Annotated in this window: 13 protein-coding genes and 1 pseudogene; 10 read left to right on the top strand and 4 right to left on the bottom strand. The window is 70.0% G+C overall.

Annotation, left to right across the window (positions count from 1 at the left end; translation table 11 throughout):
- Positions 1 to 326 precede the first annotated feature (326 nt).
- Complete coding sequence (locus tag H0524_RS09150) at positions 327 to 2,849, top strand: DUF262 domain-containing protein (RefSeq protein ID WP_180198254.1); 2,523 nt, start codon at positions 327 to 329, stop codon at positions 2,847 to 2,849.
- 144 nt (positions 2,850 to 2,993) lie between these two features.
- On the opposite strand, the pseudogene H0524_RS24545 reads toward H0524_RS09150, so the two are convergent.
- Positions 2,994 to 4,588: pseudogene (locus tag H0524_RS24545) on the bottom strand (FAD-dependent monooxygenase).
- 132 nt (positions 4,589 to 4,720) lie between these two features.
- Here H0524_RS24545 and H0524_RS09140 point away from each other — a divergent pair.
- From H0524_RS09140 to H0524_RS09120, 5 genes are all read left to right on the top strand, one after another.
- Complete coding sequence (locus tag H0524_RS09140; protein WP_180198253.1) at positions 4,721 to 5,323, top strand: TetR/AcrR family transcriptional regulator; 603 nt, start codon at positions 4,721 to 4,723, stop codon at positions 5,321 to 5,323.
- A 759-nt stretch (positions 5,324 to 6,082) separates the two neighbouring features.
- Positions 6,083 to 7,876 carry a long-chain fatty acid--CoA ligase gene (locus H0524_RS09135; RefSeq protein ID WP_180198252.1) on the top strand — a complete coding sequence of 598 codons (1,794 nt, stop codon included), beginning with the start codon at positions 6,083 to 6,085 and terminating at the stop codon, positions 7,874 to 7,876.
- A gap of 124 nt (positions 7,877 to 8,000) precedes the next feature.
- The gene (locus H0524_RS09130; RefSeq protein WP_180198251.1) at positions 8,001 to 9,527 is read left to right on the top strand and encodes an MFS transporter; all 1,527 of its coding nucleotides are present in this window, start codon (positions 8,001 to 8,003) and stop codon (positions 9,525 to 9,527) included.
- Between the two features lie 58 nt (positions 9,528 to 9,585).
- On the top strand, positions 9,586 to 11,304 hold the full coding sequence (locus tag H0524_RS09125; RefSeq protein ID WP_180198250.1) for an Ig-like domain repeat protein: 1,719 nt from the start codon (positions 9,586 to 9,588) through the stop codon (positions 11,302 to 11,304).
- 37 nt (positions 11,305 to 11,341) lie between these two features.
- Positions 11,342 to 12,178: a sugar nucleotide-binding protein gene (locus H0524_RS09120; protein ID WP_180198249.1), complete on the top strand. Its 837-nt coding sequence runs from the start codon at positions 11,342 to 11,344 to the stop codon at positions 12,176 to 12,178.
- A gap of 81 nt (positions 12,179 to 12,259) precedes the next feature.
- On the opposite strand, the gene H0524_RS09115 is transcribed toward H0524_RS09120, so the two are convergent.
- Positions 12,260 to 13,090, bottom strand: a complete 831-nt coding sequence (locus tag H0524_RS09115; RefSeq protein ID WP_180198248.1) for a phosphatidylinositol-specific phospholipase C/glycerophosphodiester phosphodiesterase family protein — start codon at positions 13,088 to 13,090, stop codon at positions 12,260 to 12,262.
- Positions 13,091 to 13,494: 404 nt separating this feature from the next.
- On the opposite strand from H0524_RS09115, the gene H0524_RS09110 reads away from it, so the two are divergent.
- The 3 genes from H0524_RS09110 (at position 13,495) to H0524_RS09100 (ending at position 19,072) form a co-directional block, all read left to right on the top strand.
- Positions 13,495 to 15,270: an Ig-like domain repeat protein gene (locus H0524_RS09110; protein WP_180198247.1), complete on the top strand. Its 1,776-nt coding sequence runs from the start codon at positions 13,495 to 13,497 to the stop codon at positions 15,268 to 15,270.
- Between the two features lie 262 nt (positions 15,271 to 15,532).
- Positions 15,533 to 18,634 (top strand): FAD-binding and (Fe-S)-binding domain-containing protein, encoded by a 3,102-nt coding sequence (locus H0524_RS09105; RefSeq protein WP_180198451.1) that lies wholly within the window; start codon positions 15,533 to 15,535, stop codon positions 18,632 to 18,634.
- Between the two features lie 33 nt (positions 18,635 to 18,667).
- Positions 18,668 to 19,072, top strand: coding sequence for a hypothetical protein (locus H0524_RS09100; protein WP_180198246.1), 405 nt, complete (start codon positions 18,668 to 18,670; stop codon positions 19,070 to 19,072).
- Positions 19,073 to 19,164: 92 nt separating this feature from the next.
- Here the strand turns inward: H0524_RS09100 and H0524_RS09095 are convergent, their stop codons facing one another.
- Entirely contained in the window at positions 19,165 to 20,952 is a 1,788-nt protein-coding gene (locus H0524_RS09095) for a glycoside hydrolase family 15 protein (RefSeq protein ID WP_180198245.1), read from the bottom strand.
- 205 nt (positions 20,953 to 21,157) lie between these two features.
- On the opposite strand from H0524_RS09095, the gene H0524_RS09090 reads away from it, so the two are divergent.
- On the top strand, positions 21,158 to 22,171 hold the full coding sequence (locus tag H0524_RS09090) for an SDR family oxidoreductase (protein ID WP_180198450.1): 1,014 nt from the start codon (positions 21,158 to 21,160) through the stop codon (positions 22,169 to 22,171).
- A 74-nt stretch (positions 22,172 to 22,245) separates the two neighbouring features.
- Here the strand turns inward: H0524_RS09090 and H0524_RS09085 are convergent, their stop codons facing one another.
- A complete protein-coding gene (locus H0524_RS09085) occupies positions 22,246 to 23,478 on the bottom strand; it encodes a hypothetical protein (protein WP_026322421.1) in 1,233 nt (410 codons plus the stop codon).
- Between the last annotated feature and the right edge of the window lie 38 nt (positions 23,479 to 23,516).

Raw genomic sequence — 23,516 nt, 5'->3', positions numbered from 1 at the left:
ACAGTGCGGGCGGTACGCGGGGTGGTGGCCATTGCCGCTTCCGCCGTACGCCGCCGTTTCGGATCACGCTAACCCGCCTGAGCCAGCGTGCCGGGGCGGTGAACCGAGCTCGGAAGAGCGTCGACTGCGGGCGCAACCTCGGACCGGCCCACCGCAACCGCAGACCGTTCGTCAGTGTGGATATTGCAGGTTGCTGCGCCCGGAGGACCTGGATCGTTGTCGGCTTTTGGACAGCTAACGATCGGGTCTGCGGGTTGCTTCATTGATTGGTGCTCTGGTTGTGTAGCCGGCTCAGAGAGTGTCACCGTGAGTGAGGAGCTGAGCGCATGGTCGCGGCACACGAGACGATGCTGCGGGAGCTGCTGGAGGGCGCGAAGCAGTATCGGGTACCGCTGTACCAGCGGACGTACTCGTGGACGGAACCTCAGCTTGTCCGCCTGTGGGGAGACATCCGCAAGCTGGCCGACGAGCGGGTCGAGGATCCGGACCTGACGCACTTCATCGGCTCGCTGGTGCTCGCGCCCAGCCCGACGAACGGGCCGGCGGGCGTCTCCGAGTTCCTGGTCGTAGACGGCCAGCAGCGGCTCACCACCCTGTCCATTCTGCTCTGCGCCCTTCGGGACCACCGGGCCCAGCACGAGGACCCGGGCCACCGGGACCGGATCGACCAGGAATACCTGATCAATAAATGGAAGCCCACGCACCGGTTGAAGGTTGTCCCCACCCAGGCCGATCGACCCGCGTACGAGGCGTGTCTGGACGCCACTCCGCAGGCGGGCGGATCTGACCGCGTCGGCGCGGCGTACCGGTTCTTCGTGGCCCAACTCGCCGCCGCGGACGACCCGGAAGACCCGTTGGACATCCAGCGTCTCGAGGATGCGGTCATCTCGGGGATGGCACTGGTCTCGGTCGTCGCCCAGGCCGGCGACAACGTCTACCGGATCTTTGAGTCGCTGAACAACACCGGTCTCAAGCTCACCCAGGCCGACCTGCTGCGCAACTATCTCTTCATGCGGCTGCCGAACCGTGGTGAGGAGGTCTACCGCTCACTGTGGTTCCCGCTTCAGCAGCAGTTGGACTCCGGGGAGCTTGAGCAGTTGTTCTGGCTTGACCTGGTGCACCGAGATCCCGGGGTCAAGCAGACCGACACCTACACCGGCCAGCAGAAGCGGCTGAACGGCCTGAACACCGAGGCGGAGATCGAGGCCGAGGTGCGTCGGTTCTGCCGGCTCGGTGCCCTCCTGCGGATCATCCTGCACCCCGAGGAGGAAGACGATCCGGAGGTAAGGCGGCGGCTGGCCCGGCTCAACGCGTGGGACACGACCACCGTGTACCCGCTGCTGTTGCACCTGTTGGACAGCCGCGAGCAGGGGACGGCAACCTCTGAGCAGGTCGCATCGGCGATGCGGTACGTGGAGAGCTTCTTCGTCCGGCGTCTGGTGATCGGCCGGGCGACCGCGAACATCAACCGGATCCTGCTGCGCGTCGTGACTGATATGCGTACGGACCTGCCGGTTGACGAGGCGCTGCGGGCGTACCTGTCGGTCGGCCGGAAGTACTACGCCACCGATGCCAGCGTTCGGGAGGCGGTGCGGTCCATCCCGTTCTATCTCAACGGCCGCGCCAGCCAGCGCAAGCTCGTGCTTCGGTGGCTGGAGGAGTCGTACGCCAGCAAGGAGCCGGTGGCGCCGGACCTGCTGACCATTGAACACGTCATGCCGCAGAGCCCCACCACGGAGTGGCGACGGACGCTGAGCGAGGATCTGCAGGGCGAGGAGACCTTCGCCGAGGTGCACGAGGCTCTGGTCCACACGCTGGGGAACCTCACCCTCACCGGCTACAACGCTGAGCTGAGCAACAGCTCCTTCCTGGTCAAGCGGGCACAGCTGGGCAAGAGTGGGATCTCGCTCAACGGGGAGATCGCCGCGCAGAAGCGCTGGGGCCGCCCCGAGATCTATGCCCGCGCCGACGCCCTCGCCGAGCGGATCATCGCCCACTGGCCGGGGCCCACCGCGGAGGCGGGCAACCGCTCCGAGGTGCCCTGGGACGTCATGAACAAGGCGCTCGCCGCGCTGCCCGCCGGCTCCTGGACGGCGTACGGCGATGTCGCCGCGCTGATCGGCAGTCATCCCGTGCCGGTCGGGACCCGACTGGCCAACCATCCGGCTCCGAACGCGCACCGGGTGCTTCAGGCGGAAGGCACGGTGTCGCCCAGCTTCCGGTGGGTAGACCCCGTCCGGACGGACAACCCGTGCGACCTGCTGCACGCCGAGGGTATCGAGTTCGACAGGTACGGGCGGGCCAGCCAGGCGCAGCGCTTCGGCGTCGAGGAGCTGGCCCAGCTCGCCGGTCTGCCACAGCAGGATGTGTCGCGGAAGTTTCTCCGTCCCCGGTCCCGCCGTAGGGACGAGCTCGATGACCGGTTCGTCGAGCAACTGACCGACCTGCAGGATGCGCGGGTTGTGGCCGGAACGCTGGGTGTCATCGAGGCCTGGGTCAAGCTGGGTGGCAGGGCGCTCTACGGCTCGGCCGGCGAGACCTCGTGCTTGCTCATGGCCCGCGGTAAGGACCACGAGCTGGGCAACATCTGGCCCGCGGCGATCTACCCGAGTGGGAAGTTCGAGATTGTGTATCAGTACATGAGCACGAGGACGCCGTTCGACGACATCGCGCTTCGCGAGGCGTTCCGCCAGCGGTTGAACGAGCTGCCGGGGGTCAGGATCGCCGCCGCGAAGCTCGCCCTCCGCCCCGGCTTCCCCCTGGAGGTCCTCGCGGACGCCAAGGCTCGCGAGGCGTTGATCGCGCATCTTGACTGGTTCTATCGGCTTGCGGCGCGACCCGGAACCTGACCACGCCACCACCGTGGGGTGAATCGCCTTCCCGACACAAAGTCAGTCCGGCGGCCCCTCCCGGTCAGCCTTGGATCTCGTTACGGTGCGCACTCAAAACGCCCACCGTTCGTGGGTCCTACTGCCGGGAGCCGCCGGATCTGCCTACCTGCCTGACAGGTGTCGCTCGATCCGGTTCGGCTCCGGTGGGCCGGCATAGCCGATGTGCCGGTCTGGCCGGATCACGAAGGCCGCGGTACCGGCCTCGTACAGCTGCTGGGCGCTACGGCCCCGGTCGAGGAGGACCGGAACCGGGGCACGTACGGCCTGGGCCACCTGCCAGGCGGGGGTCAGGAGCCGCAGCTCGACCGCGCCGGGCCAGCGGCGGGCCAGCGTGTCGACCAGCCTGTTGATCTGTGTGGTCAGGGTCGGGTCGGGCTTCGGTGCGGCCAGCAGGAGGGTGTGGCGGTCGGTGGCGAGTTGGTCGTGCAGGCGTTGTGTCTGGTGGGTGCTCCCGTCGAACAGCGTCGGGTCGGGCAGGCGGTCCCCACCGTGCAGTCCGCCCTTGCGGCCGGTCACCCCGGCGGTGCCGCGGTAGCTGTGTGCGAGTTGGGACAGTCGGTGGGCGAGCAGTTGGCGGGCCGGCGTGCTGGCCTGTAGCCCGGACAGCACCAGGTCGCGTAGGTGCCGGCGCGGGTCGCCCCGTAACAGCATCGCCGCCGCGCCGAGGTGGGTGAAGCGGACGACCTGTCGTCCGATCCGATGCCGCTCGGCCTGGTAGCTGTCGAGTAGCGCGGTCGGTGCCCAGCCGGCGATCACCGCGGCGAGCTTCCAGCCCAGGTTGATCGCGTCGGCGACGCCGAGGTTGAGCCCTTGGCCGCCGAACGGGGTGTGGACGTGCGCTGCGTCGCCGGCCAGGAAGACGCGACCCGCGCGGTAGCTGTTCGCCTGCTTGCGGGCCAGGTGAAGGTCCAGAACTGGTCGGTGGATTCGATGGTGGCGGGGATGCCGGTCCGGGACAGGGCCGCCTGCGCGTCGCTGTGGGTGGGGGGTACCAGCTGGCCGGTGGCGTCGATGGTTTGGGTGTATGCCAGCCGGAACCGCCGTTGCCCGGGTAGGGGGAAGACGCCGTAGATCCCGCTGCTGTCACTGGAGAAGGTCATCTCGTTACGCGGCAATGGCCAGTCGACCGTCGCGTCGCAGAGCACCCACGGATCGCTGTACGTGGTGCCATCGAAGTCGATCCCGAGCAGTTCCCGAACCGTGCTGTGTGCGCCGTCGCAGCCGACGACCCATTGTGGCGTGACGGTTTCGGTGTCGCCGTCCGGTGTGGTGAGGGTGGCGGTGACCTCAGTAGCGGTCGCGTTGAGGCCGACCAGGGTGGTGTTGCGGTGCGGTGTGACGCCGTCCCGGGCCAGGTGGTCGATGAGGATCTGCTCGGTGCGGTACTGCGGAATGTCGACTAGGTGCGGGTACGCGGTGTCGTCGAGCAGGCGGAAGTCGACGCTGAGTCGGTCGCGGCGGCTGGTTCGCAGGGTGAGCAGGTCGACCCGCTGCCCTTCGGCGAGGATCCGGTCGGCCACTCCGAGAACGCGGAGATGCTCCAGCGTACGGGCGTGCAGCGCGGCGGATTTGGTCAGCTCCAGCGGGGCGGCGTGCTTGTCGATGACTCGGGTGTCGACACCGAGTCGGGTCAGTTGGGCGGCGAGGACCAGGCCGGTGGGACCGGCCCCGACGATCAGTACCTGCGGGTGTGGCATGTCGTGCACCTCTCTAACCGATGGCCGATGGCCGATGGCGCATGGCCAATAAAAGCGAGCACTCGCTCTCTTTCAGCGTGCGCCCGTCCGCTGGGCGCCGTCAAGAGCGAGTGCTCGCTTTACGATGAGTAGATGCCGAGAGTCTCCGAAGACCACCGTGCTGCCCGCCGCCGGCAGATCCTGTCGGCTGCCGCCACCCGCTTCGCCCGCGACGGCTTTCACCGCACCTCCATGCAGGACGTGGTGGATGAGTCCGGCCTGTCGTTCGGTGCCGTCTACCGCTACTTCCGCACCAAGAACGACATCGTCATGGCGATCTCTCTGGAGGCGATCGGCGTGATCGAGACGGTGGTCCGCGACGGTGTCCAGGCCGGTCATCCCGTCGCCGACCTGCTGGCTACCCTGCCCGGCGCGCTGCTCGACCTCGAAGACATCGATGAGCGGATGCGGCTGGCGGTGCAGGCGTGGGGGGAGGCGCTCCGTGATCCAGTCCTGGCCCAGCGGATGCAGGAAGGGCTACGGCGGGCTCGCACCGCGCTTCGGGAGAGCATCGAGGCCAACTGCGCCGACCGCGGCGTCCACATCGATGCGGACGCCGCGGCGCAGGTTCTGATCTCCATCATCCAGGGCTTTATCCTGCAACGTGCCTGGGATCCCCGCCTCGACGCCGACTCGTACGGCCGGGCGGCTCAAGCGCTGATCAGCGGCCGGTTCGGCGGCGTTGCGGCGGGGTAGCGTCGATGTCGAGCGACCGCTGGCGTGGCGCCGTGTCGCCACAGAATCCCCCTCCACACGAGAGTTTCGGCAACCTCGCCCAAGACACTGCGGAGCGTACTGCGGTGTGGCCTTGGTCTGATTGCCACACCTCAGGAAAGGGTCGTTAAAGGACGTCGAACTCGCTCTTCCCGGATTCCGTTCATTGTGCTGGCGGCCCTGGCCGCCCGGGGGCGATTTATCCACGACCTGTACGCCACCGGAACGGTCTGCTTCGGGCTTCGGAGTGGATCCGGGAGGTCGTCGCCCGCAAGCCGATGGCGCAGAACGGGCACCCCCGATGACCTGCGGCTGGTCGGGCGTACCTCGCCGGTGGGGCGTCGCCGACGGCGGGTTTGGCTCGGCGGCGGCAGGTGCTTGACGAGTTGTCCCTGGTGAGGGTGGTCCTGCCCGGGCGGGTTCTGGGGTGGGGGTGGGCGGCCGCACCGGCGGGCCGGCCGAGGTGACCTACCGGTGTGCGGACTGGCCTGGTGGGCGGAGAGTGGCACCGAACAGACCTTCCCGTTAGCCGAGAATTCGGTTAACGTGAATGCGCGGTTGGTGGGGCGCAGCAGATCGTTCCCGCCGGCTTGTTTGTGGTCTTCCCAGTAAAGCCGGGCTGTCTGCGTTGAGTCCGGTAACGCGCCATTGTCGGAGCTCTGAAATCTCTCAACAGGCTGGGCGGCCGGTTCCCCTGATAGCAGCAGCGGCGACCGCCGCCACTGAATATTGGAGGATCGGGTGCGGGAGTCGACATCGCCGCCGCTATACGTGGTGCCGGAGAAGGGCGGGCTCGCTGACCTCGTCGCGAGCAACGCCGCCGAGGAGCCGGATGCGCCGGTGTTCCACCGCAAGGTCGGGGACCGTTGGGAGCCGGTCAGCGCCGCGACATTCTTCACCGAGGTCACCGATCTGGCCCGTGGGTTGGTCGCCAAGGGGGTCGAGCACGGGGACCGGGTCGGCCTGCTCTCCAGTAATCGGTACGAGTGGTCGCTCCTGGACTTCGCCCTCTGGATGATCGGTGCGTCGCCTGTCCCGATCTATCTGACCTCCTCACCCGAGCAGATCGAATGGATTCTCGGCGACTCGGGTGCGGTGGCGGTCGTGGTGGAGAACGCGACGCACGAGGAGGTCGTCCAGGGATTGCGGGGGAAGCTCCCCGCCCTGCAGCATGTCTGGCAGCTCGACGCCGGGGCGGTGGAGGAACTCCGGGGCGCGGGTGCCGCGGTCGAGCCAGCTGTGGTGGAGGAGCGTCGGAAGGCCGTCCACCCCGGGGACCTTGCCACGATCATCTACACCTCGGGCACCACCGGGATGCCCAAGGGCTGCACCCTCAGCCACGCCAACCTGCTCGCTGGCTCCGGCAACTCGGTCGAACTGCTCCGCACCATGTTCGGGCCGGTGGGTGACCTTCCCGCCGCGACTCTGCTATTCCTGCCCCTTGCCCACGTCTTCGGCCGGATGGTGCAGGTCGGTGCCGCGGTGGCGCGGACGCCGCTGGCACACTGCTCCGATGTGAAGCAGGTTCCGGCGGAACTGGCCAGCTACAAGCCGACCTTCCTGCTCTCGGTCCCGTACGTGTTGGAGAAGGCGTACAACAGCGCCCGACGCAAGGCGTACGAGGGTGGCAAGGGCAAGATCTTCGACCGTGCGGCAGCGACGGCGATCGCCTACTCGGAAGCGCAGCAGCCCGGTCTGGGTCTGCGCCTCCGCCATGCTCTCTTCGATCGGCTGGTCTACAGCAAGTTCCGTGCCGCGTTGGGCGGAAACCTACGCTACGTCATCTCCGGGGGTGCGGCGCTGGGGGAGCGCCTCACGCACTTCTACCGGGGCTGCGGCATCACCGTGTTCGAGGGTTACGGGCTCACCGAAACCAGTGCGGCGGTCACGGTCAACTCGCTGGAGTCCTTCCGGCCGGGGACGGTGGGCCGGGTCCTGCCGAGCGTGCAGATGCGCATCGGCGACGACGGTGAGGTGCAGTGCACCGGCGACCCGGTATTCGCGGGCTACTGGAACAACGAGGCAGCCAACGCCGATGCCTTCACCGAGGATGGCTGGTTCCGCACCGGCGACATCGGAGAGTTCGACGACCATGGTCACCTGCGGATCACGGGTCGGAAGAAGGAGATCCTGGTAACCAGCGGGGGCAAGAACGTGTCCCCCACCCTGATCGAGGATCGCATCGCCTCCTCCCCCCTGGTTGCCCAGGCGCTCGTGGTGGGGGATGGGCAGAAGTACATCGCCGCGCTCATCACCATCGACTCGGAGTACCTGGAGCACTGGAAGGCCAGCGCGGGAAAGCCGGCCGAGGCCACCTCCGCGGAGCTGGCCAGTGACCCCGACCTCCTGCAGGAGTTGCAGCGCGCCGTGGACGCGGGCAACGCGGCGGTGTCCAGGGCCGAGGCGGTACGTCGTTTCCGCGTACTCCCCAGCGAGTTCACCGTGGAGTCCGGCCACCTGACGCCGTCGCTGAAGATGCGTCGCAAGGTGATCATGACTGACTTCGCCGGCGAGGTGGCCGAGCTGTACGACTGATCCACCCCTGGCCGTACCCCGGAAGGCCCTGCGCGTGCCACGTCACGTGTCAGGGCCTTCCGGCGTTCGTGCTCCCGGTAGCGAGCCTCGGGGTGCGGGCGGGCGGCAGGGCAGCGCCGGCAAAATGGATGGTGTGATGGCTCCGCGACCGCCGGCCCGGTACGGCTACCGCAGCCTCGGGGTCGAGTCCGGCTTCCGGGTCCGGTTGGCGGGCGCCGCCGCCAGCAAGCTGCAGGCCGGCATGTTCTCCTTCGCGCTGCTCTACGCGGTCTCCGCCGGTCGTTCCTACGGCGTCGCCGCGCTGGTGGTCGCGGTCGCCGCCCTCGGCGGAATCGCGGCACCCCTCCGTGGGCGGCTGCTCGACCGGTTCGGCGACAAGCGGGTCCTGTGGCCCATCCTGGCCGTGCATGTGGTCTCTGTGGCGGCACTGTCGGTCAACGAGGGGCTGCATGGGCCGGTGCTGGCCACCTTTGGGCCAGCGCTGGTGGCGAACGTGTCGATGCCTCCGGTCGGGGTGCTGTCGCGGGTCATGTGGCGCCGGATGTCGCAGCCGGAGAATCTGCGGAGCGCGTTGGCGCTCGACGCGGTGCTCACGGACCTCGCCTTCGTTCTTGGACCTGCCCTGGTCGGTCTGCTGACCGAAACCGTGTCGCCGATGGCCGGGTTGGTGGTTTCCAGCGGCTCGAGTGCGCTGGCGACGGTCCTGCTCCTGCGGGCGCAGGCCGGCCGGGAACCAGCCCGGAGAGGCGGCCGGAATCAGGTCGGGGACACCCACCGGCAGCCGTTGGCGGAAAGCCGCCGGGAGTCGGCCGGGGGTGCCCGTCGGGAGTCGGTTGCGGGCACCCGCCGAGAGTCGGGCGGCACCACCCAGGAGTCGGGACGGGGTGCCGGCGGTGGGCGGCACTGGGCTGGGCCGCTTGTGCTGGGGCCCCTACGCTGGCTGCTGCTCGTCGCCTGTCTCTTCTCCGCAGCGTTGCACGCCGTGCAGATCGCGCTCCCCGCGGTGGCTGGTCGGTCGGCAGGCGCGGCTCTGGTCAGCATCCTGTCTGTCGGCAGCATCGTCGGTGGCCTGGTCGTTGGGGTGCTGCGTAGCCGGTGGGTACCGCGCCTGCCCGTTCTGCTCCTGGGGCTTGCCCTCGCGTGTGTGACCCTGGTGCTGGTCGGTCGGCTGCCGCTGGGGCTGTTGGTGGCCGGGTGCCTCCTGGTCGGTCTCTTCATCGGGCCCACCTTCGTTTCCCTGTACAACGGTGCGGGTGACCTGGCGCCGTCGGGTACCGACGCGGAGACGCAGTCCTGGACCGGGGCTGCCATCCAGCTCGGCGCCGCCATTGGCGCTGCGGCCGGCGCTGCCGCTATCGAGGGCTGGGCGCCGCTGGCCGCGGTCGGGTTGGCTGCTGTGCTGGCGTTGTCCGGGGTTGGGGCGGGCCTTCGGGTGACCCGCTCACCGCGGCACCGCAGCCGACCGGAGGACCGGCGGCACCGCAGCCGACCGGATGGCTCCAGCCGGAGTGCACCTACCGCAGAGCCGGCCGAGGCCGGTCGTCCTCCCTCGGCTGAGGCCGGTCGTCTTTCCACGGTGACCAACAACCTTGACGTACCACCGGGCGTTGATCCTGGCGGTAGAGGTGTTTCTGCCCGCATTGAGGGATAGCAGGCTAGTAGTAGCAGTTGTCCTTCTTGCGGTACTTCACTGCGCGGAGGCGTACGCGATGCAGGGGTTCTGTCAGCGGCTGGGTCGGGGTGCCGGAGGGCGCCGAGCGGGACGCGCTGTCGTCGGATGGTTCGCCCTCGTGCTGGCGGTGACGGTAACGCAGGCGATCGGGGTGTCGCCGGTGTTGGCGCAGCACCAGCCCGGATCGACCACCGCGTCGGCGTTCCTGCTGGCCTGGGGAAACAACAACGATGGGCAGCTGGGCAACGGGGGTACCACCGGAAGTAACGAGCCGATCGCGGTGAGCCTGCCGCTGGGCGTCACGGTCACCGCTGTCGCCGCCGGTCGGGATCACAGCCTGGCGTTGACCTCGGCCGGTACCGTCCTCGCCTGGGGCGGCAACAGCTTCGGTCAGCTCGGGGACGGAACCCTGGTCGACCGTAGGGCGCCCGTGGAGGTGAGCCTGCCGGCGGGCACCACGGTTACCGCTGTTGCCGCCGGTGGCATCCACAGCCTGGCGTTGACCTCGGCCGGTACCGTCCTCGCCTGGGGCGGCAACAGCTTCGGTCAGCTCGGGGACGGGACCACGACCCGGCGTACCACTCCCGTCGAGGTGATCATGCCGTCCGGTGCCACGGTCACCGCTGTCGCCGCCGCCGAGAGCCACAGCTTGGCGGTGACCTCCGCGGGCGCCGCGTTCGGCTGGGGGCTGAACAGCCTCGGTCAGCTGGGCGACGGGAGCACCGACGATCGGAGCACGCCGGCCAGTGTCGCCCTGCCCCCCGGCGCCGAGGTCACCGCGATCGCCGCCGGCCGGCGCCACAGCCTGGCGGTCACCTCCACCGGCACCGCCTTGGCCTGGGGGTACAACGTTTTCGGCCAGCTCGGGGACGGGACCACCACCAACCGGAGTACGCCGGTCGGCGTCGCACTACCCCTCGGCGCCGACGTTGCCGCCGTGGTGGCCGGGCGCGTCCACAGTGCTGCACTGACCTCGGCCGGCACCGTCTTCGCCTGGGGGGAGAACAGCGCCGGGCAGCTCGGAAACGGGAGTAACAGCAGTAGCAGCGAACCCATCGATGTCAGCCTGCCCACGGGCACCACGTTCACCACCATCGCCTCCCGCGACAGCGACCACACGGTGGTGATAGCCACCGACGGCACCGCGCTCGCCTGGGGGAGCAATGTCTTCGGCCAACTCGGTGATGGAACCGGCAACAACTCCAACACACCGGTGGCCGTCACCCTGCCCTCCGGTATCAGCCTGACCGCCACCGCCGTCGGCGACAACCACAGCCTGGCCCTGCCGGCTCAGCAGGTGGGCTCCGCCACGACCCTGCAGGTCTCGCCGCCGGACCCGACCGTGGATCAGGACGTCACGCTCACCGCCACCGTCACCTGTGACCTCGGAGACCCGGCCGGCAGCGTCACCTTCCGCAGCAACAACACCGACCTCGCCACCGTGCCGCTGGACACCACCAACACCGCCACCCACACCACCCGGCTGCCCGCCGGCGCCAACACCCTCACCGCCGACTACACCAGCACCAGCACCGTCTGCCCGAACAGCCAGTCCGCGGCCACCACCGTCACCGTCGCCGACCCGACCAACCCCACCGACCCGACCGATCCCACCGATCCGACCGATCCGACCGATCCTGATCTGCCCATCACCGGGGCCAGCCTGCCCAGCCTGCTCGGCACCGCCACCCTGCTCATCCTCGCCGGCGTCAGCTTCATCTACCTCACCCGCCGACACCGGTCGGCCCACCACTGAGGTGGCCAGGTAGCGGTATCGGGCACCATTGCGGCCCATGGACCTTCTCGTAGTGGGCGGTAGTGGGCTGCTGGGTCGAGAGATCGTCCGCCAGGCGCGGCGGACCGGCCGTCAGGTGGCGGCGACCTTTCACCGTCAGGTGCCGCCGGTAGCGGGGGTGCGCTGGTGCAGGCTCGACATCCGACGCCGCGACGAGGTCGCCGCCCTGGTGCACCAGCTCCGACCCGGTGCGATCATCAATGCGGCGTACCAGCAGGACGACTGGGTCACCACCGCCGACGGCGGCATGTACGTGGCTGCCGCAGCCGCCGCCAGCGGGGCCCGCCTGGTGCAGGTCTCCAGTGACGCCGTCTTCTCCGGCACGGCGGAACGGTACGACGAGACGGACAACCCCGACCCGATCAGCCCGTACGGTGCGGCCAAGGCGGCGGTCGAGACGGCGACCAGGGGCCTGGCTCCGAGTGCCGTCATCGCTCGTACCTCGTTGATCATTGGAGCTGAGGGTAGCTCCCGCCCGGAGAAGCTGGTCCACACTCTCACCGCCGATCCCACCCGTGGGGTCCTCTTCACCGACGACGTACGCTGCCCGATCCACGTCACGGACCTGGCCGCGGCGCTGCTGGAGTTGGCCCATTCCGCCTACGCCGGAATCCACCACGTCGCTGGCGCCGATGCCGTCAGCCGCTACGAACTCGGCCTGCTCATCGCCCGCCGCGACGGTCTCGACGAGACGGTCCTGCCCGCCGGCCGCCGGGCCGACACCACCGTTCCTGGTCCGATCCGGGTCCGCCTCGACTGCACCGAGACCCAGTCAAAGCTGACCACCCAGCTCCGTGGTGCCCGGACGTTCCTTGCCCCTACCCGCCTAACTTGATCTTTAACTCCGCAGGTAGGTGCGCGCCCGTCACGGAGCCGCCCTTACTGGTCGGATATTCGCCTCGGGGTGGTGCGGTCGTCACCGGGTCGGCCCACGTAGGAAGTTCTCCAAGCCAGCCAGGTCGTCGGTATTGATGTGGTCCACCCCGGCCGCGCGCAGCTCGTGCCAGACGGCCTCTCGTTGCGCTCCGGGCTCGTCAGGCGTGGCCCAAAAGCGCACCCGCTGCCCGTTCTGGTGCGCGACGGCGATGATGTCGCGCAGCTGGGTTTGTTGCTCGGTCGGCATCGGGCCGACTCCCTGCCAGGCGAAAAGACTGTTCCAGTTGTCGCTGATCAGCGGCATGAACGCCGAAGTGGCACCGGTGTCGAGATCGGACATCCGGCCGTCGTAGAAGGCATACCGAACGGACTGGTCTTCCATCAGGTCCCGGGGCCGGTCCCCGCTGATCACGACCGTCACCGCGCTGGTGTGGACCTGGCCGAAGTCGTACCGGGTGAGCATCTCTCGGTACGACTGCAGGACCTGGTCGAGTTCGGTGTACGTCTTCGTGCCGCTGTTCTTGATGTCGACCAGCAATTGCAGCGGCTGCTGGCTACCCGGATACACCTGGCCGTTGTTGCTGGCCACCCGGGCCGCGAGCGGGTCCAGGTAAAGATTCTGCAAGGTCCGGCCCGGTCGCAGGTCCCAGAAATCGTGACCGACCAGCAGTTTGTCGCCGACCAGGTAGATGTCGGCCTCGACGCTGGTGAAACCGTGATCAAGGGCGTCCAGCAGTGGCCGCTCGTGCTCATAGTCGTTGTGTGCGTGCGCCTGTGCTAGTGGGCTGCTACTGCCAGCCCCCCAGGCGGGTGCTGCCCCCAGCAGCATCGTCGCCACCAGGCCCAGGGCCACCGACAACCGGCGAAGCATGAATCAACCTCCGAAGGTTTGAAAGCTCAAACGACACAGATGCTAGGCGCGGCCGGCGGCCGGCTGCCCAACCCACTGTTAACTCCAGCCGTACTTTGATCCGGCGATCCGCATGCCGCCCCTCGGTGTCATCCCTGGGGAAGGCGGCGTGACCTGGCACCGCAACATCCTTCCAGCCCGCCACGAGGGCAAGCCATCTCAGATGTCACCCGTCGGTGCAGCAGACCCTTTTGTTCGGAGGCGGGCGAGCTTGTTTCGGCCATGGAACACCGCTGGGCTGGGATTTCGATCGGCGGATCGACCAGGGTCATGTGGTGGGCGTTTCTGCGCGTCGATCCGGTAGCGGCCGCTAATAATGACTTCTGTCCTATTGGCGGAGGATTGTCCGCTCGGAGGTGGGTGCGATGCAGGGATTCTGCCAGCGGCGTGGCCGGGGCGGCGGAGTGCAGCCGGTGCGACGTGCGGTCGCCGGTTGGTTCTCCCTAGCGCTGGTGGTGGCGTTCTCGCCGGTGATCGGCGGAACGTCCGCGTCGGCGCACCACCAACCCGGATCGGCGCACCACCAACCCGGATCGGCGCACCACCAACCCGGATCGGCGCACCACCAACCCGGATCGGCGCACCACCAACCCGGATCGGCGCACCACCAACCCATATCGACCTCCGCCAGCTCCGACGCGATCTTCGCCTGGGGTGGGAACGCCGGGGGTCAGCTGGGCGACGGGACCACGGACAACAGCAGTGAGCCGCTCGCGGTGCGCCTGCCCGCGAGTACCACGGTCGCCGCCGTCGCTGCCGGTGAGCGCCACAGCCTGGCCTTGACCTCCACCGGCTCCCTCCTCGCCTGGGGCAGCAACTCTGAAGGCCAGCTCGGTAACGGGACCACCGTCAGCAGCGGCGAGCCCGTCCCGGTGCGTTTGCCCGCGGGTATCCGGGTCGTCGCCGTCGCTGTCGGGGCCAATCACAGTGTGGCGTTGACCGCCACCGGCTCGCTGCTCGCCTGGGGCGCCAACAACTCCGGCCAGCTCGGCAACGGCACGGTTACCAGCAGCAGCACACCCGTCGCGGTGCGCCTGCCGACGGGTACCGTGGTCGCCGCGGTATCCGCGGGCCGCGACCACAATCTGGTCCTGACCGCGACCGGGCCGGCGGCCCTGCTCGCCTGGGGGGCGAACAGCGAAGGCCAGCTGGGCGACGGAACCAGGTTCGCGCGCAGCGTCCCGGTCGCCGTTGCGCTGCCAGCCGGCCCCACGGTCACCGCCATCGCCGGCGGAGGCGACCACAGCCTGGCGTTGACCGCCGACGGCACCGCCCTGGCCTGGGGCAGTAATTCTCGTGGTCAACTCGGCGACGGCACCACCACGGACAGCCTCGTACCCGGCACCGTCGCCCTGTCCGTCGGCACCGAGGCCACCGCCGTTGCCGCCGGCCGTACGCACAGTGCGGTGTTGACCTCCGAGGGAACCGCTCTCGCCTGGGGCGGCAACCAGCTGGGGCAGTTGGGGAACGGCTCCACCTCCGACAGCAGCGAACCGGTCTCGGTCAATCTTCCGATCGGCATGCGGCTCACCGCCATCGCCAGTGGCGACAGCGACCACAACGTGGCGATAGCCGGTGACGGCACCGCCCTGGCCTGGGGCCTCAACTCGCAGGGGCACCTGGGGGACGGGACCACCACCGACAGCGCCACCCCGGTGGCGGTCGGTCTGCCCACCGGCACCACGCTGGAGATGATCGCCGTCGGCAACGACCACAATCTGGCCCTGCCCGCGCTCCAGGCGGCCTCGGCCACGGTCTTGCAGGTCTCGCCGCCGGACCCGACCGCGGATCAGGACGTCACGCTCACCGCCACGGTCACCTGCGACGCCGGAGACCCGGCCGGCAGCGTGATTTTCCGCAGCAACAACACCGACCTCGCCACCGTGCCGCTGGACACCACCAACACCGCCACCCACACCGCCCGGCTCCCGGTCGGCGCCAACACCCTCACCGCCGCCTACACCAGCACCACCAGCGCCTGCCCCAACAGTCAGTCCGAGGCCACCACCATCACGGTCGCCGAGCCCGCCGAACTGCCCACCACCGGAGCCAACCTGCCCACCCTGCTCGTCGCGGCAGCCCTGCTCATCCTCGGTGGCGCCGCCCTCATCCACCTCACCCGTCCGCGTCACCGGTACTGAACACCCTGGCCCTTTCGCTGCTGGTCCGGCCGGACCAGCAGCGGCAACCCAACTCCCGGTTGACCTGAGTCCGGGCGGGGCTCCCGGCTGATCGGAGAACGCCGGGGAGGGGTTTAGCGGCACGCGGCGCGGGTACCCGGCCCGAGATTTACGTCAAGTCGGTAGCACAGGGACTAGCGGTATGAAACAGGCGGGAGCGTGGTGTGGGGGTAGGGGAGCGGCGAGTTCACGTGCGGTGGGAGCGGCGGCCGTGAGTGAGGTCATGCTGCCCCAGCCGGTCGTACGCGCACCCGGGCCGGCGCTGGAGGTCGACCTGGCCGCACTCGCCGCCGACCTCCGGGCGGAGGTGGACGGTGAGGTCCGGTTCGATGCCGGTTCCCGGGCCGCCTACTCCACCGACTCCTCCAACTACCGGCAGGTGCCGCTCGGGGTGGTGCTGCCCCGGACGATCGAGGCGGGGGTGGCGGCGGTCGCGGTGTGCCGTCGGCACCGGGCGCCGCTGGTCTCCCGAGGCGGTGGCACCAGCCTGGCCGGACAGTGCACCAACACCGCCGTCGTGCTGGACTGGTCGAAGTACTGCAACCTCCTGCTGGAGGTAGATCCGCAGGCGCGGACCTGCCTGGTGGAGCCCGGCATCGTCCTGGACTCACTCAACGCCCAACTCGCGCCGACCGGGCTGGAGTACGGCCCCCGCCCGTCCACCCACAGCCGCTGCACCTTGGGCGGCATGCTCGGCAACAACTCCTGCGGCGCCACCGCCCAGCGGACCGGCAAGGTGGTCGACAACATCGTCGAGCTGGAGGTACTGCTCTACGACGGCACCCGGATCTGGGTCGGGGAGACCAGCGACGAGCAGTACGCCGAGATCCAGCTCCGTGGTGGGCGACCGGCTGAGATCTACCGGCAGCTGCGGGCGTTGCGCGAGGAGTACCTCGCCGACATCCGTACCCGCTACCCACACATTCCGCGCCGGGTCTCCGGGTACAACCTCGACAGCCTCCTGCCGGAGAAGGGCTTTCACGTCGCGCAGACCCTGGTCGGCTCCGAGGGCACGCTGGTCACCATTCTCCGGGCGCGGTTGCGGTTGGTGCCCGTGGTGAAGGCGTCCGCCCTGGTCTTTGTCAACTATCCGGACATCGCCGCGGCGGGTGACGACGTCATGCGGGTGCTGGCGCACCAACCGGTCACCCTGGAGGGGATCGACCATCGGCTGGTCGACGACGAGCGGCGCAGACGCGAACGGCCCGCGGGGCTTCGGGAGATCCCCGAGGGCGGCGCCTGGTTGATGATCCAGATGGGCGGGGACACGCCAGGACAGGCCCGTGCCGCCGCCAACCGACTGATCGCCGCCGTCCGTGGTGGCGGTGCGGGAACCGTGCACGAATTCAACGACCCGGCCCACGAGCGGCAGATGTGGCAGGTTCGGGAGTCATCCCTGGGAGCGACCGCACAGGTACGTGGCTCCGAGCGCACCTGGCCGGGCTGGGAGGATTCGGCCGTCGCCCCGGAGCAGCTCGGCGACTACCTGCGGGACCTGCGACAGCTCCTCGAGGAGTACGGCCTGGACCAGGCGTCGCTGTACGGTCACTTCGGGCAGGGGTGTGTGCACACCCGCATTCCGTTCGAGCTGAACACCCCCGACGGGGTGGGGCGGTTCCGGTCGTTCCTGGAGCGGGCAGCTGATCTGGTCACCTCCTACGGTGGATCTCTCTCCGGTGAGCACGGGGACGGCCAGGCCCGGGGCGAGCTGCTGCCGAGGATGTACGGTGGCCGGCTGATGCGGGCGTTCGGCCAGCTTAAGGCGATTTTTGACCCGGACGACCGGATGAATCCGGGCAAGACCGTGTCGCCCTACCCGCTCGACAGCCACCTGCGGTTGGGCGTCGACTATGACCACGGCCCGGTGCGGACCACCTTCGCCTACCCCAACGACGAGGGTAGTTTCGCCAACGCCGTGCTCCGCTGCGTCGGGGTGGGCCAGTGCCGCCGGCACGACGGTGCGGTGATGTGTCCCTCCTACATGGTGACGCGGGAGGAGGAGCACTCCACGCGGGGCCGCTCCCGGCTGCTCTTCGAGATGCTCGACGGTAGCGCCCGGGGCGGCAGCATCGACGACGGGTGGCGCTCCACCGCCGTCCGCGACGCCCTCGATCTCTGCCTGGCTTGCAAGGGCTGCAAGGCGGACTGTCCGGTGAACGTGGACATGGCGACCTACAAGGCGGAGTTCCTGTCCCACCACTATGCCGGGCGCCTCCGTCCCCGCGCGCACTATTCGATGGGGTGGCTGCCGGTGCTGGCGGCGGTGGCCGGAACCGTGCCGGGGGTGGTGAACGCCCTCACCCACGCGCCCGGTCTGGGCCGGCTGGCGAAGGCGGCGGGCGGCATCGACCAGCGGCGCGACATTCCGACCTTCGCCGCGGAGAGTTTCCAGCGGTGGTTCGCGCACCGGACCCCGACCGGGGACGGCCACCGCGGCGAGGTGCTGCTCTGGCCGGACACCTTCACCAACCGGCTCCATCCCGGGGTGGCCCAGGCCGCCGTGGAGGTGCTGGAGTCCGCCGGCTGGCGGGTCCGGGTGCCAGAGGGGCCGGTGTGCTGCGGGCTGACCTGGCTCTCCACCGGTCAACTCGGTGTCGCCAGGCGGGTGCTGCGGCGTACGGTCGCTGCCCTTCGGCCCCACCTACGGGCGGGTACCCGGGTGGTTGGTCTGGAACCGAGCTGTACGGCCGTCTTCCGTAGCGACGCCTACGAGCTCTTCCCGGACGACGAGGATGTCATCCGGCTCCGCCAGCAGACAGTCACCCTGGCCGAACTCCTGCATGAGCACAGCCCCGGCTGGCAGCCGCCGCGGCTGCCGGCGCACGCGCTGATCCAGACCCACTGCCACCAGCACGCCGTCCTGGGTACCGCCGCCGACCAGGCGGTGCTCACCGCCGCTGGGGTGCGAGCAGACTTTCTCGACTCGGGCTGCTGCGGCCTCGCCGGCAACTTCGGCTTCGAGCAGGGGCACTACGAGGTCTCCGAGGCCTGCGCCGAACGGGTGCTCCTGCCGGCCGTTCGGGACGCCAGCGACACCGATGTGATTCTCGCCGACGGGTTCAGCTGCCGCACCCAGGTCGAACAGAGCGCGTCCGGCGGTCGCACGGCGATCCACCTGGCCGAGCTACTGCGTGCCGGGTTGCACGGTGAGTCGGTGCTGCCCCGGCCGGAACGGCGCTGGGGGCGCCGGCCGCAGTCGCCGTCCCGGCGGGCGCGGCTGGCCGCGGTCGGGTTGGTCGGCCTGGCCGTACTCGCGCCGGTGGTCGCCCTGGTCGAGGCGAAGGTGCGGGGGTGGGGGAGGTCACGGCCACGGCGGCTCTGGTGAGGCGGGTTCGGCATCGGAGGGAGGGCGGAAACGATGGTGGCGAAACAGGCGCCTGCCCGGATCGTGGGCCGGGGGGAGCTGACCTCGACGGCGGCGGTGGGGGAGCTGACCCGGTTGGTCTGGGGCGGGCTGCTCCTGGCCGCGCCCGACCGGGTGCTGCGGGTGATGGGCGGCCATCCGGGTTCCACCCCGTCGGCGATCCTGCGGGTGCTCGGAATCCGGCACCTGGTGCAGGCCGCGGTGCTGCTCCGGTGGCCGACACCGGAGGCGTTCCGGCTCGGTGCGGTCGCCGACGGGCTGCACGCGCTGACCGCGGTGGCGCTCATCGCTGACCGGCGATGGCGTCGGGTCGCGTTGACTGACGCCGCCATCGCCACCGGGTGGACCATCCACGACGGTGTCGCCGCGAGCCGGGCGGGTGCCCGCGGCCGGCGGTGACGGGCGCCTGGTGGTGCCGAAGAAGGCCGCTACGCGGGCGGGCGCGGCGTACCTTTCGTGGGGCGCACCGCGAACGTTGGTGGGTCACGGCATCAGTCGGCGCAGGGAGCGGCGTGGCCGAGGCGTACGGCGGTTTCGAGCATCAGCGCGTGCACGAAGGCCTGCGGTAGGTTGCCCCGTAGCTGCCGCTGCGCCACGTCGAGCTCCTCGGTGAAGAGGCCCGGTGGGCCGCACCCCGCCCGGTTGCGCTCGAACCACCGGTTCGCGGCGACGGCGTCACCGGCCTGCCACTCGGCGAGCGCCGCGGCGAAACCGCAGAGCAGGAAGGCCCCCTCGGCGTCTCCCAGTGGGCGGCGGTCGGGTCGAAACCGGTACAGGTAGCCGTCCTTCTGGAGTTCGTTCAGCACGGCCCGGCGGGTCGCCTCGGTCCGGGGATCGCCTTCGGGGAGCGCGCCGCGGATTCCCGGCAGCAGCAACGCCGAGTCGACGCGGGGGTCGTCGTAGGCGCGCTGCCAGCGCCCGGAGGGGTGCAGAGCGTGCGCCGTGGTATGGGCGAGAATCGTGTCGGCGAGGGAGGCCCACCGGCCGGCCAGCCCGCCCGGCGCGATCCGGGCCGCCGCGCGCAGCCCGGCCACACAGGTCAGCTTCGAGTGGGTCCACTGCTGGGCCGGGAGCTCCCAGATGCCCGAGTCGGGCGACCGCCAACACTTCTCGATGGCCTGGGCGGCGACGGTCAGCGCCTGCCAGGAGGTGGACTCCAGCCGTCCCCGCTCGGCGGCGGCCGCCAGGACCAGCAGCACGTCACCGTAGGCGTCCAGTTGGAACTGGCCGCCAACCCAGTTACCGGTCCGGGCCTTGGCCCCCGGATAGCCGGGCAGGAAGGTCAGCTCCTCTTCCGAGGGGACGGGGCCACCGTCGATGGTGTAGGCGGGAGCGAGCCGATCGCCGTCGGCGAGGACCCGGTCGGTGAGGAACCGCACCGCGTCGTCGAGGAGCTCGTGCCGACCGATCAGGGCGGCGGCCTGTCCGGCGAACGACTGGTCGCGGATCCAGGCGTAGCGGTAGTCGTAGTTGCGTCCGGCGAGCGCTCGCTCCGGCAGCCCCGTGGTCACCGCGGCGACCATCCCGCCGCCGGGGTGGGTCAGCCCGCGCAGCACCGTGTAGGCGAAGACCGCATCCCGTCCCGCGGTGCCGCGGGACAGCGGGCGCAGTACGTCCTGCCAGGACTTCTCGGTGATCCGCCACAGCTCCGCGGCGTCGGGTGGCTTCCCCTCCAGTGGCTGGGTGGCGATCTCCAGCACCAGGTCAACCTGCCCACCGGCGGGCACCCGCAGCTCGCCGTCGAGCGGGCCCTCGGCGCTGGGCTCGAGCGGGTGGCCGCAGGTGTGGCGGAGGTGCAGGTTACCGGAGCGAGCGTGCCACAACCCCCCGTCCTGCCGTACCTGGCGGAGCGGCTCCCGGCCGAAGTTCGCCCGGGGGGCGAGCCGTACCCGGACCTTCGCGTCCTGGTCCACCGCGCGCACCTGGCGTAGCAGCACCACCCGTTGGGCGTCGCCGGGGAAGGCCAGGGCCTCCCGGGTTTCAATGATCCCGTCGGTGGTCACCCATCTGTTGATCCAGATCAGCGAGTCGGGCTCGTACTGGCCGCCCCAGACGAAGCGCCGTTCCGTCGGGGTCACCAGGTAGCTGCCCCGGCCACCGAGGAGGCTGCTGAACAGCGGCGGGTCGGCCCACCTGGGGGCGCAGAGCCAGACGATGTTCCCGTCCGGGCCGACCAACGCCCCCCGCTGCCCGTCGGCGAGTAGCGCGTACTCCCGGAGCACGTTCGGCGAGTCCAGGTGGCGCGCTTTGGGGCTGTTCGTCCGTTCGTTGCGGGCCACGGCAGCACCTCCCCGCCCCCCGTACCCGATCCGGCGGTCCCCGACACCCGTGGCGGCCGGCCAGCCGGCTCCCAAGCTGGGCCGGCCAGCCGGCTCCCACCCCGGCGGCCGGCCAGCCGGCTCGACTAACTCGAAACGCCCCGGGTAGACAGCGTGCCGAGGTGTGGAGCCGGAGCAGGTCAACCCGTTACGGGAGGTGGCGCGGATGGGGCACGGGCGGCGGGAAATTCAGGTGGCGGTGGTCACGGGTGCCAGCGGCGGGGTCGGGCGGGCCACCGTACGGCAGCTGGCGCGGCCGGGGGTCACGATCGCCCTGTTGGCCCGCGGTCGTGCCGGTCTCGACGCCGCGGCCGGCGATGTCCGCGCCGCCGGCGGCCACGCGGTGCCGATCGAGGTCGACATGGCCGACTACCACCAGGTCGCCGCCGCCGGCCAGCGGGTCGAGGACGAGCTGGGGCCGATCGACGTGTGGATCAACGTGGCGTTCAGCTCGGTCTTCGCGCCCTTCCAGCAGATTCGACCCGAGGAGTTCCGCCGGACCACCGAGGTCGCCTACCTCGGCTACGTCTACGGCACCCGGGTGGCCCTGGATCACATGGTCCCGCGGGACCGGGGTGCGATCGTGCAGGTCGGATCGGCGCTGGCGTACCGGGGAATTCCCCTGCAGGCCGCCTACTGTGGGGCCAAACACGCCATCGTCGGGTTCACCGAGTCGCTCCGTTGTGAGTTGCTGCACGACAAGAGCAACGTCAAGGTCACCATGGTGCACCTGCCGGCGATGAACACCCCGCAGTTCTCGTGGCTGTTGTCCCGGTTGCCGCGGCACGCCCAGCCGGTGCCACCGATCTACGAGCCGGAGGTCGCCGCCCGCACCATCGTCGCCGCTGCCGCCCGGCCGGGGCGGCGGGCCTACTGGGTGGGTACGCCCACCGTCCTGACCATCCTGGGTAACCGGCTGGTGCCGGGGCTGCTGGATCGCTACCTGGGCCGGACGGGTTATGACTCGCAGCAGACTGACCAGCCCGTCGGGCCGGACCAGCCGGTGAACCTGTGGCAGCCGGCCGATGGGTCGGGCGGCCACGACTTCGGTGCGCACGGGGCGTTCACCGATCGCTCGCTGCGGCACAGTCCACAGGCCTGGCTGTCCCGGCACCGGATGGTGTCGGTGGCGGGGGCAGCGGGGTTGCTCTTCGGCCTGCTCGCCTGGCGTCGTATCTGAGCGGCCGGCCGGGTCAGCGCCGACGGCTGGAGCCGCCTGTGGCGCTGACCCGGCCCGGGCCGGTCGGATCCCGGTTAGCGGACCGGGCTGAGGCCGCGGGCGGCGAGGTAGCCCTCGTCGGTCACCCGGTCCGGGGTGACGATCGCGGTGGGTTCGGTCTGCCGGGCCTTCACCCATTCCTGGTGGAACGCGCTTCCCGGCGCGACCTCCGCCCGCCGTGCGGGTTCCTGGAGCGGGTTGATCGGGGCCACCAGCGCTGGTCGAGCCAGGGCTGGCGCGTGGGCCGCGGTGTCGCGGGCGAACTCGGCCAGGGCGAGCGCGGCCGGCTTCGGTCGGTGGTCCACGGTGAACAGCCCCAGATCGTATTCCCGGTCCGGGAAGTCGGCGAGGCGACGATCGATGTCGTGTGAGGACCACCAGGTGACACCCCACAGTGCCGGGTTGGCAGCCACCGTCGCCAGGGTACGCGCGACGAATTCGCCGGCCTGCTCCGCCGGTACGTCCGGCCGGGGCACCCCGACCTCCTGCAGCCACACCGGGCGGGTCGGGTCCGGGGCGCTCGAGGCGGCGAGCTCCAGCAGGTAGTCGGCGTGTGACGTGGTGGCCGGCCCGAGCGGCCCGTCAATGCGCGAGGTGCCGTTGAACACCCAGGAGTGCACCGTGGTCAGGTCGCCCAGCTCGACCGCCTCGGCGGGGTGGAAGGGGTGATCGGGGGCGTACCACGCGTCGTCGAAGACGGAGTGCAGGCGGAGTGCGTCGGGCGCCGCGGTGCGGACCACCTCGAGTAGCTCCGCCGCCCACTGGTGGGAGGCGTCCGGGGTGGTGGGGTTGGCCGGCCAGAGGTTGTTGACCTCGTTGCCGAGGGTGATGGCGAAGACGTTGGGGCGCGTCGCGACCTCGGTGCTGAGCCGTCGGACGTACTCGTTGATGCCGTCGCGTGCCGTCCGGTCGGTGAAGATGCTGCTCTGGTGCCAGGTAAGCACCCAGGAGGGCAGGAAGTCGAAGCTGGACAGATGCCCCTGGAGCAGGTCGACCGAGACCCCGAGGTCGAACTCCGCCGCTACGTCGATCAATGAGAGCAGGTCGTCGATGGGCCGTTGGCGTAGGAGCGCGCGGTTGGGCTGGATCCACGGCCAGATCGGGAAGACGCGTACGTGGTCCAGGCCGATGCTCGCCAGGTCTTCGAGGTCGCGGCGGGCTGCGTCAGCCGAGAAGTCGAGCCAGCTGTAGAACCAGCCCTCGGACGGTACGTAGTTGGCGCCGAGGCGGAACCTTCGGGTGCTCTGCGTACGGGCATTGGTGATCAAAAGGTCCTCCATGTGGATAGCCAGGCACAGATGGGGTG

Origin of the sequence: Salinispora sp. H7-4 (assembly GCF_013416675.1) — a bacterium.
In the GTDB taxonomy this organism is placed as follows: Bacteria; Actinomycetota; Actinomycetes; order Mycobacteriales; family Micromonosporaceae; genus Micromonospora; species Micromonospora vitiensis.
Note: the sequence above shows the minus strand (reverse complement) of the source record. Positions and strands in the feature narration are given on the sequence as shown.